Consider the following 11,629-nt stretch of genomic DNA (forward strand, 5'->3'; position numbering starts at 1 on the left):
GAGGCTGCCGTACGGGCAGCCGCTTCCGTCACGCCCTTACCGCCCCCGTTCCGCGGCGCCCACCTCGTGCCCCGTACCGCCGCCGGACCGTCCCGCGTGCGGGCCGTCGGTCACGTCCCTCGGCGCCGGCCGGTCGGGCCACCAGCAGCGGTCACCGAGCAGGGCCAGGGCGGACGGCAGGATCAGTGCCCGCAGCACCACGGCGTCGAAGAGGACCGCCACACACAGCCCCACCGCGATCTGCTTCATCTCCACCCGGTCGATGAAGAGGAAGCTGATGAAGACCGACACCATGATCACGGCGGCACTGGTGACGACTCCGGCCGATCCGGCGATCCCTTCGACGACGGCCTGCCGGGTCGGCACTCCGCGCCGTACGGCTTCCCTGATCCGGCTCACCACGAAGATCTGGTAGTCGGTGGAGAGGCCGACCAGGATCGCGAACACGAGCAGCGGGGTGCGTGATCCGACGAAGCCCAGCGACTCGAATCCGAGCGGCCCGTCCGCCCAGGTCCCCTGGAAGACCAGGGTCAGCACGCCCCAGGACACCATCACCGCCGCCAGGTTGAGCAGCACACCGAGCACCGCGAGTGCCACGGACCGGAACGCGGCGAACATGATGCCGAGCGTCGTCAGCGAGACGAAGAGAATCACCCATGGCAGCCGGCCGCTCTGGTGTTCCGCGTAGTCCACACCGCCCGCGATCTCACCGCTGACTGCGGTCTCGGCGCCCGCACCCGCCGTCTTCCCGACCGTCGTGGGAATCAGCTCGGTGCGCAGCAGCTCCAGGGAACGGGTGGCCTCCGCGGAATTCTGGGCGTACGGGACGGGCAGCCGCAGCAGAGCCGTGCGTCCGTCGTCGGAGGTCGTCAGGCGCGGCTCGCGGTCGTGGGCGAACAGCGGCTCGCTCATGACGCGTTCGGCGAGCTGCCGCAGCGCGGCCGTGGGTTCCGTGCCGTGTACGACGACGAGGTGCGCGGGGCCTTCGGACGGGTACGCCTCGACGAGCCTGTCGTAGGCGGCGACCGCCGCGACGCTGTCGGGGAAGGTCTCCTTGCCCTCGGTGCCCATCTTCATGCCGAGTACGGGCAGGGCGAGCGCGGCCGTCAGCGCCGTACCGATCAGCAGGGTGGCCAGCGGCCGCCGCATCACGGGGCGCAGCATCGCCGCCCACATCCGGCTGCCGACGTCCGGACGTCCCCGCCGGTCCGTGGCCGTGCCGCGCCGGGTCGACCGGCTGTCGAGACGGCGCCCCAGCTTGGTGAGCAGCGCGGGCAGCACGGTCAGCGAACCGGCCACCGCGACCAGCGTCACCAGGATCGCGCCGGAGGCGATGGACGAGAAGATCACGTCGTCCATCAGATAGAGACCGCCGAGCGCCAGCACGACCGCGATGCCGGAGTCGACCACCGCACGGCCCGAGGTCGCCGCGGCCAGTTCGATCGCGGCGGCGTGGCTGATGGTGCCACCCGACCGTTCCCTCTCCTCGCGGGCCCGCTTGAGATAGAAGAGCGAGTAGTCGACCCCGACGGCCATGCCGATCATGAAGATCACGCTGAGGGCCGCACCGCCCGCGTCGGGAGTGACCCAGGACGCGAGTCCGTACAGGCCGACGGCTCCGGCGAACGCGGAGAGCGCGAGCAGCACCGGAATTCCGGCGGCGAGCACGGCGCCGAAGACCACGAAGAGGATCACGAACGTCACCGGGAGGCTGATGGCCTCGGTCCGCTGAAGGTCCTTCCCCTGCTTGTCGTTGACCCCGACGGAGATGGACGCGCTGCCGGTCTCCTCGATCCGCAGCCCGTCGTGGGCCCGCTGGACCTCGGCCGTCCGGACGAGCAGGGCGTCGACGTCCTCCTTGGCGGTCTCCTTGTCGCCGCGCAGCGTGACAGCGACCATCAGGGCCGAACCGTCCCTGGCGGGCCGGGGATCGGCGACCGACACGACGGCGGGCAGCTTCCGCATCCGTACGGCGATGTCCTGCGCCGCGGAGCGGGCGTCGGCCGAACCGGCCGTGCCGGTGTCCGGGGCCGTGCCCTTCCCGGTGATGAGGATCTGCTCGACGGGTGCGGGGGTGAGCCCGCTCTCGGAGGCGAGCTGCTCCGCCCGTCCCGCCTCGCCGACCCAGAAGTCCTCGAACGTCCCCTTGTTGGTGCCCACCGCCGCGCCCGCGCCGACGCACAGGACGATGAAGACGAGCCACCCGACGACGGCTCGCCATGGATGAACCGCACACCAGCGTGCGATGCGAACCGTGCCCGGATTTCTGCCCGTCATGCGGGCACCTCCCCTTTGAACGCCTGTTTCTGCCGTTGATCAGCGTCCCGCCCGGGGAGGCGGAGGTCATTGGGGCTTCCCACCCAGTACCGCTATGGCTGTCCCTACCCTTGGTCACACCCCCTAGGGGGCGTCAGGCGGCGGGTCAGGCCGGCGGTTTGAGTACGGGTGCGGTGAGGCGGAAGCTCATCCGTCCGAAGCTCACCTGGTCCCCGTCGCGCACCGGCACCGACCCGGTGACCCGCTGCCCGTTGACGCAGGTGCCGTTCGTCGAGCCGAGGTCGCGCAGAATCCACCGGCTGCCGTGCGCGGTGAGTTCGGCGTGCATCCGGGAGACGGTCTCGTGGCTGAGACGCAGTCCGTTCCCCGGGTCGCGGCCGATGAGCAGGGGGTGCGGGCCGGGCACGGGCAGCAGGAGTTTCGGCAGCCGCTCGGACGTCCAGGCCCTGCGCAGCCGTACGGAGAAGGCCGATACGCCGCCGACGGCACGGAACAGTCCGCGCGTCCAGCGCCCGCCGGATTCCAGGTCGCAGGTGAGTGCGTCCAGTTCCTCGGCGCGACGGGCGACGAGGGCCAGTTCCATGCGTCGCATGAACGTGTCGTGCGAGAGCTTGCCCTGCGCCGCACCGTCTCTGAGCACACCGAGAACACGGTCGCGCTGGGCGTCGGAGAGCCGCGCGGGATACGTGTGGAACTCGAAGGAGGACGTCACAGTCCTGATTGTCGGTCCGACGGGGCCGAGGTGTCCAGAAGAACTCTTCTTTCCGCGCTGCTGACCTGCACGGCTCCGGTCTTGCTAACGTCTGCGACCGCGAGCCGACCGCAGGGAAGCGGCCGGCTTTTCGCCTCGAAGGAGACTTTGTGCCCGTAGCACCTCAGGAACTGACCGTCCGTCCACTCACCGGTCCGGACGAGCTCGGTCTCTTCTGCCGCCTTTCCTATGTCCTCGACCACGAGCTGGCCGACGACCTCGCCACCGGCCGCCGCCGCCCCGACTGGATGTGGGTGGCCCTGCACGGCGAGCGCGTCGTGGGCCGGGTGTCGTGGTGGACCTCGCAGGACGGCGGCGCCCCTCTCGCGCTGGACTTCTTCGACCTGGACGACACCCTGCCCGCGCAGGAACGTCACGAGATCGGCGTCCGGCTGCTGGAGACGGCCACGGCGGCTGTCGTACCCGCCGGTGCCGAGCGCCCCGAGTACGGCCGGTTCATTCCACCGGACTGGCGCGAGGACCCGGCGGCGCGCGACGTCGTCGAGGCCCGGATACGGGTCATGGAACAGACCGGCGCCCGGATGCTGGTCGAGCGGCTGCGCCTGGAATGGCGCGAGGGTACGCCGGTTCCCGAGGACTCGGGCCGTCTGGTGTTCCGTCCGGTCACCGGGCGCGAGGACCTGGTCGCGCTGATGACCCCGGTGATGGAGGGCACGCTCGACGCCCACGGCCAGGCGGACATGGCGACGGGGATCGGTGCCCGCAAGGCGGCCGAGAAGCATTACGACGAGGAGCTCACGGGCTACACGACGCCGCAGGAGTGGTGGCGGATCGCGGAGCTGCCAGACGGTGAGCCGGTCGGATTCGTCGTTCCCGCGCGCAACAACTACAACCCGATCATCGCGTACATCGGTGTGCTGCCCGCGCACCGCGGCAAGGGCTACATCGACGACATCCTCGCCGAGGGCACCCGGGTACTGGCGGCGCAGGGCGTGGAGCGGATCAGGGCGGCGACCGACCTCGGCAACGTCCCGATGGCGAAGTCCTTCGAGCGGCTGGGGTACGTGAACTTCGAGCGCGCGTTCAACATGGTCTGGGACTGACCGGTCCGTCGCCCGCTGACGGGCCGTTCACGGGAGGCTTGCGAAAACCCGTGGACGGCCCGCCCGGGTCGGGTTACGGTAAGCCGCGAAGTCAACGGCCACGGTCGAGGAAGGAGGCGAGAAGAGTGCGTACCAGCACCGGCACCACCACACGTACCACTTCATTCCCGCGCTCCCGTCCCGTCCGCAGGGCGGTGTCGGACTCCGTCTGACCGGGAGCGGACGCTTCGTCCCGGAGGACACTTCCATGACCGATCTGGTCATTCGCGCGCTCACCCAGAGCGACGCTTCTCTCTTCGACTCCCTGCAGGATGACGGCCTCGTCGGCCGCGCCGCTTTCGGACACCGCTACGCCACGGTCGCCGACGGCGGGGAATACCGCCCCGAGTGGAGCTGGATCGCCCTGCGCGACGACACCGTCGTCGCCAAGGCCGCCTGGTGGTCGGGGCCCGACGACACCGAGCCCGTACTGCTCAACTGGTTCGACTTCGCCGAGGGCGAGGACGAGGCGGGCGCCGAACTGCTGCGCCGTTCCCCGTTGCATGCCGAGTACGAGCTGATCCTGCCCGCCAACTGGCGGGAGGTCCCCGCGGTCCGTGCGGCGGCCGAGGCCCGGATCGCCGCCGCCACTGCGGCCGGCATGAAGCCGCTCGTCGAGCGGTTCCGCTATCTGTGGACGCCGGACTGCGGCCTTCCGGAGCGTCCCGGCCGGCTGACGTTCCGCCCCGAACCCGACGACGCGGTGATCCTCGACGTACTGCGCCGCGTCCATTCCGTCACGCTGGACGCGCATGCCCGGCGTGCCATCGAGGGTCCGGGGGGTCTGGAGGCGGCCGCCCAGGAGGAGCTGGACTTCTTCAACTGGTGCCCCTCGCCGCGTGCCTGGTGGCAGCTCGCGTACACGCCGGACGGCGAGGTGGCCGGCATCCATGTGCCCGCGCGCAACCCCTCGGGTCCGTGCATCGGCTTCATCGGGGTCGTACCGGAGGCACGCGGGCACGGTTACGGCTACGACCTGCTGGTGGAGTGCACGCACTTCCTGGCCGCCGAGGGCGCCGAGTTCATCGCGGGGGCGACGGACCAGGGGAACGTGCCGATGGCCGCCGCGTTCGCCCGGGCCGGCCACCCCGTGACGCAGGAACGCATCAACCTGGTCTAGAGCCTGCCGGACCGGGGCGGGGGCGCTTCGACCGCGCCCGCCCCGGTCCGCGTACCAGCCGCACGAGGGACCTTCCTCCGCCGCCCGGCCTTGCTACGTATGAGCGGAACCCGGCAGGGCAATGATCAGGGGGGCATCCGGTTCACGGACGAGGAGTGGCGCATGCAGTTCGAGGTGTGGGCACCCGACGCGGAGTCGGTCGGGCTCCGGGTGGCGGGCGGAACGCAGCCGATGGAGCGGGACACGACACGGCCCGGCTGGTGGACCGCCCTGGCGGAGGCCGCCGACGGGGACCGTTACGGCTTCTCGGTGGACGGCGGACCCGTGCTCCCCGATCCGCGCTCGCGCCGCCAGCCGGACGGGCCCGACGGCGAGAGCGCCGTGTTCGACCAGAACACGTACGTCTGGTGCAACGAGTGGGCGGGGCGCGGGCTGCCCGGGGCCGTCCTGTACGAACTGCACGTCGGTACGTACACCGAGGCGGGGACCTTCGACGCCGCCGCCGAACGGCTCGGGCACCTCGCCGAGCTGGGCATCACCCATGTGTCGCTGATGCCCGTCTGCCCCTTCCCCGGGACCCACGGGTGGGGGTACGAGGGCGTGTCGTTGTGGGCCGTGCACGAGCCGTACGGCGGCCCGGCCGGACTGAAACGCTTCGTCGACGCGGCGCACGGTCTGGGGCTCGGCGTCCTGCTCGACGTGGTCCACAATCACCTGGGCCCGTCCGGCAACTACCTGCCGGCCTTCGGCCCCTACTTCACCGACACGCACCACACCCCGTGGGGCACGGCCGTGAACCTGGACGCGCCGGGGTCCGACGAGGTGCGGGCGTATCTGCTGGCGAGCGCGCTCGCCTGGCTGCGCGACTACCGTCTCGACGGGCTGCGGCTGGATGCCGTCCACGCCCTCGCCGACAGCCGGGCTCTCACCTTCCTGGAGGAGCTCTCCACGGCCGTCGACACCCTCGCGGCGGACACCGGCCGGCCGCTCTCGCTCATCGCCGAGTCCGATCTCTGCGACCCGCGCACGACCACACCGCGCGAGGCCGGTGGCCTCGGGCTGCACGCCCAGTGGAACGACGACTTCCATCACTCCCTGCACACCGCGCTCACCGGCGAGTCCCAGGGGTATTACGCCGACTTCGCCGCCGCCCCGCTGGCCGCCCTCGCCAAGACCGTGACCAGCGCCTTCTTCCACAACGGGACGTACTCCAGCTTCCGTGGCCGTACGCACGGCCGCCCCGTCGACATCACCCGGACCGCCGCCCACCGCTTCGTCGGCTACGCGCAGACCCATGACCAGATCGGCAACCGGGCCCTCGGCGACCGGCTCGCCGCGTCCCTCTCCCCCGGCCTCCAGGCGTGCACGGCGGCCCTGGTGCTCACCGGCCCCTTCACCCCGATGCTGTTCATGGGCGAGGAGTGGGGAGCCCGCACACCGTGGCAGTTCTTCACCGACCACACCGATCCGGAGCTGGCGGAGGCGGTGCGCAACGGCCGACGGCGCGAGTTCGGGGTGCACGGCTGGGCGGAGGAGGACATTCCCGATCCGCAAGACCCGGCCACTCGCGACCGCTCCTGCCTCGACTGGAGCGAACCGGAGCGTGAGCCGCACGCCCGCATGCACGCCTGGTACCGCGAACTGATCGCGCTGCGCCGCGCGATGCCCGATCTGCGCGACCCGGACCTGGCGACGGTGAAGACCGCGTACGACGAGGCCGCCTGCTGGCTGGCGTACCGCAGGGGCGATCTGCGGATCGCGGTCAACCTCTCCGGGAAGCGGGCCAGCATCCCGCTGGGCGGTGGCCGGCACCGCGGCGGCGGGGGCAGGGTGCTGGCGGCGTGGGAGCCGGTAGAGGCACCCGGTGCGGACGGTCTGCTGCATCTGCCGCCGGAGTCGTGCGTGATCCTCGCCGACGGCTGACGGGCGATCGGGCTCTGTCAGGCTCTGTCGGGCTCTGTCAGGCTGGGGCTACTCGACGATCGCCATTTCGCGCGCGGTGGTGTTGAGCCTGCGGCCGCCGTCCTCGGTGACCGTCACGATGTCCTCGATGCGGACCCCGAAGCGGCCCGGGAGGTAGATGCCCGGCTCCACGGAGAAGCACATGCCCGGCACCAGCGGCTGCTCCTCGCCCTCGATCATGTACGGCGGTTCGTGGGTAGTGACGCCGATGCCGTGCCCGGTGCGGTGGATGAACCGATCGCCGTAGCCGAATTCGGTGATGACGGCGCGGGCCGCCCGGTCGATCTCCTGGCAGGCCACGCCCGGCCTGACGGCACGGCAGCCCGCCTCCTGCGCCTCCCGCACGACGTCGTGCACCCGCTGCTCCTCGGCGGTCGGTTCGCCGACGTGGACCGTACGGGAGGTGTCGGAGCCGTAGCCGTGCTTGAGACCGCCGAAGTCGAGCACCACCATGTCGCCCCGCTCGATGACGCGCTCGCCCGCCTCGTGGTGCGGGTTGGCGCCGTTGGGGCCGGAGCCGACGACAGTGAAGTCGACCTGGGAGTGGCCGAAGTGCTTGAGGAGCGCCGACAGGTCGGCGGCCACGTCGGTCTCCCTGCGGCCGGAGAACCGCACCTTCAGGATCTCGTCGTACGTGGCGTCGGCGGCAGCTCCGGCGGCCGTGAGCCGCTCCAGTTCATGGGCGTCCTTGACGGCCCGGAGCATGGGCAGGGCCTCGGTGAGCGAGGCGTACGAGGTGGCGGGGAGGAGCCGCTGGAGCCCGAGGAGATGCATCGCCCAGGCGTTGTCGCTGATCCCGAACCGGCCCGCGGCGTCGAGCAGTGGTGCGGTGACGGCGTACGGGTCCTTGCCGTCGGTCCAGTCGCGCAGGGTGAGCGCCGGGGCTCCGACGGCCCGCTCGGCGTCCGGTGCCTCCAGGGTCGGGACGACGAGGACCGGGTCCTGGCCCGCTGCGAGGACGAGGACGGTGAGGCGTTCGGTGATCGCGGTCGGCTGGTAGCCGGTGAGGTGGACGAGGTCGGGGCCCGGTGCGACGAGGAGGCCCGCGAGGCCCGCATCGGCGGCGGACTCGACGGCGCGGACCATGCGCTCCCGGTAGTCGTCGGCGGTGAACGGCACGGGCTGGTTCGGGCTGGACATGCGGACCTCCTGGCGGCGCGACACGGCACACAGCATCCTGCCGGTCGGAGCACGCTCGTGCGAACGGGGGTGGAATCCCGGCTGGTCAGTGGGCGTGGCCGAGCCGTACGACGAGGTCGGCGCGGGCACGGCCCCGCTCGACCAGACGGGCGTTCGGCTCGTCGGACCCGGTCACCCAGCGCTCGGCGTGCGGGCGGGACTTACCGAAGCGGACATGCCGGTCGACGAGCCGGCGCACCCGCAGTCCGGGGTCGGCGTCCAGGTACCACGTCTCGTCGAGCAGCCCGCGTACGGGCGCCCAGGGCCCGTCGTCGTACAGGAGGTAGTTCCCCTCGGTGACGACGAGCGGGATGCCGGGCGGTACGGGGACGGAGCCGGCGATCGGTTCCTCCAGTGCGCGGTCGAAGGCGGGGGCGTAGACGGGGCCTGGTTCGCCGGTGTCGCGCAGCCTTCGCAGGAGGGCCGCGTATCCGGCGGCGTCGAAGGTGTCGGGGGCGCCCTTGCGGCCGGCGCGGCCGAGGCGGTCCAGTTCGGCCCGGGCGAGGTGGAAGCCGTCCATGGGGACGAGGACGGCGAGCCCTCCCAGTGCTTCGACGAGCCGGGCGGCCAGCGTGGACTTGCCGGCGCCCGGCGGGCCGGCGATGCCGAGGATGCGGCGACGGCCGGGGACGGCAAGGAGTCGGGCGCGGGCCGTCAGCGCGGCGAGGTCACTCGTGTCCATGCCGGTCATTGTGCTGGCGGGGGTGGCGGGAGCGTTAGTGTCACGTACAACTTCACGAACCACCGTCACACGTCACATTGAGGTATGACATGTCACAGATCGCCCTAGTAACCCTGGTCGTCACCGACTACGACGAAGCCATCGCCTTCTACCGCGACGCCCTGGGCTTCGAGCTGGTGGAGGACACCGACCGGGGTGACGGCTCCCGCTGGGTGGTCGTGCGTCCGCGCGGCGGTACGGCGGGGTCGGGACTGCTGCTGGCCCGTGCGAAGGACGAGGCGCAGCGGGCGAGCGTCGGGGCGCAGACCGGCGGCCGGGTGGGCTTCTTCCTGCACACCGAGGACTTCGAAGGCGACCACGCACGGATGCGGGCCGCCGGCGTGCGGTTCCTGGAGGAGCCGCGGCACGAGGTCTACGGTTCGGTGGCGGTTTTCGAGGACTTGCACGGCAACCGCTGGGACCTGTTGCAGCCCGCGGCGTAAGCCCCCCACGGGGGCCGTGTCACGTCTCAGCGTGGCCCCTTCACGCCCGGTCGTCCCTCCAGATACGCCAGGACCGCGAGCACCCGCCGGTGCACGGTGCCGTCTTCCGGTTCGAGGCCGAGCTTGGCGAAGATCGAGCCGATGTGTTTGCTCACCGCCCGTTCGCTCACGACGAGGTCGGTGGCGATGGTGCCGTTGGCCTTGCCCTGTGCCATGTGCTCCAGCACTTCCCGTTCCCGGGCGGTGAGGCTCTTCAGGGGCTGCGCGGACGACTTGCGGGTCAGCAGCTGCGATACGACCTCCGGGTCGAGCGCCGTACCACCGGCCGCCACCCGTTCCAGGGCCTGGAGGAACTGGTCGACGCGCCCCACCCGGTCCTTCAGCAGATAGCCGATGCCCCGCACCCCCTGGGCGAGCAGTTCGGCGGCGTACGTCTCCTCGACGTACTGCGAGAGGACCAGAATCGGCAGGTCGGGCATGTCGGCGCGGGCGGCGAGCGCGGCGCGCAGGCCCTCGTCGCGGAAGCTCGGCGGCAGCCGTACGTCGAGGACCGCGACGTCCGGGCGGTGTTCCAGCAGGGCGGGCAGTACCTCGGGGCCGGTCGCGGCGTCCGCCACCACCTCATGTCCCGAGCTGGTCAGAAGCAGGATCAGCCCTTCTCTCAACAGGGCGTTGTCCTCGGCGATCACGATCCGCACGGCAGCTCCACTTCGATGTCGGTCGGCCCCCCGGCAGGGCTGCTGATGCGGGTGGTGCCGTCCAGTGCGGCAACCCGCCGTCTGATGCCTACCAGCCCGCTGCCGGCGCGTTCGTTCGCGCCGCCGTGCCCATCGTCGCCGATGGTCACGCTCAGGGTGCCGGCTCCCCTGCTGATCCGGACGGTCGCCGCTGTCGCCCCGCTGTGTCTGCTGATGTTGGTGAACGCCTCGGCGACCACGAAGTAGGCGGCTGCCTCGATCGCGGCCGGGAGCCGCCGCCCGTCCTCGACCCCCTCCAGGTCCGCCTCGACGGGCACGGCCACATCGGCGGCCAACGCCCGAACGGCACCGGCCAGTCCGCGGTCGGTGAGGACGGGCGGATGGATACCTCGCACCACGTGGCGCAGTTCGGCGAGCGCCGCCTCCGCACCGTCCTGGGCCTCGTCCAGGCGGGCCCTGGCGGCGGTGGGGTCGCTGTCGAGGAGCTGCTTGGCGAGTCCGATGCGCATCGACAGGGCGACGATCCTGGCCTGGGCGCCGTCGTGCAGATCCCGTTCGATACGGCGCAGTTCGGCGCCGTGCGCGGCGACGGCCCCGGCCCGGCTCTCCGTCAACTGGGCGATGCGCCGGGACAGTTCGGCGGACGGCGAGGAGTCGAGCAGGCCGTGGGTCCAGCCGGCCGACAGGTCGGCGAGCACGGGGTGCCATCGCAGCACCCAGCCCCGCCGCTCGGGAAGCAGCGTCCCGTACTCGTCGACGGTCCGCCGGTCGAGGGGACGTACGGCCACCAGCAGCATGCCGTCCACGAACAGTCCGACCGGCCACAGGACCATCGCGAGACAGGCGAGGCCGACGCCGAAGACGGCCTGGAGCGGCAGCCACAGCGCGTTGCGCCAGGTGGAGGGGTCGGTGAGGACCCGCCTGACCCGTTCGGACAGTTCGCCGTCGTCCAGCGGCAGATACTGCGTCGGCCGGAACGGGACGCCCAGCCTGGCGGATGCCCTGCGGCGCTCCGACTCCGCGAACCGCCGTAGCAGTTTGGCCGCTTCGGGCAGTGCGGGCAGCCCGATGATCAGGACGGCGAACATCAGCACGGCCAGCACGAGCGCCGTGCCGACAAGGGCGAACAGGGCCAGCAGGAGACCGATGAACAGGTAGCACGAGGCTTGCCACGAGCGGCGGATCGCCACCGTCAGCGGAGCGGGTGTGGAGCGCATGCCGTGCACGTTACGGGGGATGGCCCGCCGCCGGAGTGGGGGACGCCCCCGGGCCGTGGTGGAGCTGGCTGCACCCCCGTTCCGGGAGCCCGCTCCCTCGCCCGCGAACCCTCCGCCTCATACCGTTTAAGCAGGTCAGACGGTACGAGGAAGGCGGA

General features: G+C 71.5%; 10 protein-coding genes. 4 read left to right on the forward strand and 6 right to left on the reverse strand.

Going from position 1 to position 11,629, the window contains the following annotated elements; all coding sequences use genetic code 11:
- Window positions 1-36 precede the first annotated feature (36 nt).
- The gene (locus tag ACFT7S_RS01300; RefSeq protein WP_382725288.1) at window positions 37-2,277 is read right to left on the reverse strand and encodes an MMPL family transporter; all 2,241 of its coding nucleotides are present in this window, start codon (window positions 2,275-2,277) and stop codon (window positions 37-39) included.
- A 145-nt stretch (window positions 2,278-2,422) separates the two neighbouring features.
- A complete protein-coding gene (locus ACFT7S_RS01305; protein ID WP_382725289.1) occupies window positions 2,423-2,989 on the reverse strand; it encodes an FHA domain-containing protein in 567 nt (188 codons plus the stop codon).
- 149 nt (window positions 2,990-3,138) lie between these two features.
- On the opposite strand from ACFT7S_RS01305, the gene ACFT7S_RS01310 reads away from it, so the two are divergent.
- The 3 genes from ACFT7S_RS01310 to treZ all read left to right on the forward strand — a co-directional run bounded on the left by ACFT7S_RS01310 (window position 3,139) and on the right by treZ (window position 7,174).
- Window positions 3,139-4,092, forward strand: coding sequence for a GNAT family N-acetyltransferase (locus ACFT7S_RS01310; protein ID WP_382725291.1), 954 nt, complete (start codon window positions 3,139-3,141; stop codon window positions 4,090-4,092).
- Between the two features lie 247 nt (window positions 4,093-4,339).
- Window positions 4,340-5,251: a GNAT family N-acetyltransferase gene (locus tag ACFT7S_RS01315; protein WP_382725293.1), complete on the forward strand. Its 912-nt coding sequence runs from the start codon at window positions 4,340-4,342 to the stop codon at window positions 5,249-5,251.
- 162 nt (window positions 5,252-5,413) lie between these two features.
- Window positions 5,414-7,174, forward strand: coding sequence for a malto-oligosyltrehalose trehalohydrolase (gene treZ, locus ACFT7S_RS01320; protein WP_382725893.1), 1,761 nt, complete (start codon window positions 5,414-5,416; stop codon window positions 7,172-7,174).
- 48 nt (window positions 7,175-7,222) lie between these two features.
- Here treZ and ACFT7S_RS01325 read toward each other — a convergent pair whose 3' ends face one another.
- Window positions 7,223-8,353: an aminopeptidase P family protein gene (locus ACFT7S_RS01325; RefSeq protein WP_382725295.1), complete on the reverse strand. Its 1,131-nt coding sequence runs from the start codon at window positions 8,351-8,353 to the stop codon at window positions 7,223-7,225.
- Window positions 8,354-8,438: 85 nt separating this feature from the next.
- Complete coding sequence (locus tag ACFT7S_RS01330; RefSeq protein WP_382725297.1) at window positions 8,439-9,074, reverse strand: nucleoside/nucleotide kinase family protein; 636 nt, start codon at window positions 9,072-9,074, stop codon at window positions 8,439-8,441.
- Between the two features lie 89 nt (window positions 9,075-9,163).
- On the opposite strand from ACFT7S_RS01330, the gene ACFT7S_RS01335 reads away from it, so the two are divergent.
- Window positions 9,164-9,556 carry a VOC family protein gene (locus tag ACFT7S_RS01335; RefSeq protein ID WP_382725299.1) on the forward strand — a complete coding sequence of 131 codons (393 nt, stop codon included), beginning with the start codon at window positions 9,164-9,166 and terminating at the stop codon, window positions 9,554-9,556.
- 26 nt (window positions 9,557-9,582) lie between these two features.
- Here ACFT7S_RS01335 and ACFT7S_RS01340 read toward each other — a convergent pair whose 3' ends face one another.
- Together ACFT7S_RS01340 and ACFT7S_RS01345 are read right to left on the reverse strand one after the other, a co-directional pair.
- Window positions 9,583-10,254, reverse strand: a complete 672-nt coding sequence (locus ACFT7S_RS01340; protein ID WP_382725301.1) for a LuxR C-terminal-related transcriptional regulator — start codon at window positions 10,252-10,254, stop codon at window positions 9,583-9,585.
- Complete coding sequence (locus ACFT7S_RS01345) at window positions 10,242-11,471, reverse strand: sensor histidine kinase (protein WP_382725303.1); 1,230 nt, start codon at window positions 11,469-11,471, stop codon at window positions 10,242-10,244. Before ACFT7S_RS01345 ends, ACFT7S_RS01340 begins: the two co-directional genes overlap by 13 nt.
- Window positions 11,472-11,629 lie beyond the last annotated feature (158 nt).

The organism is Streptomyces sp. NPDC057136 (assembly GCF_042670885.1).
Taxonomy (GTDB): domain Bacteria; phylum Actinomycetota; class Actinomycetes; order Streptomycetales; family Streptomycetaceae; genus Streptomyces.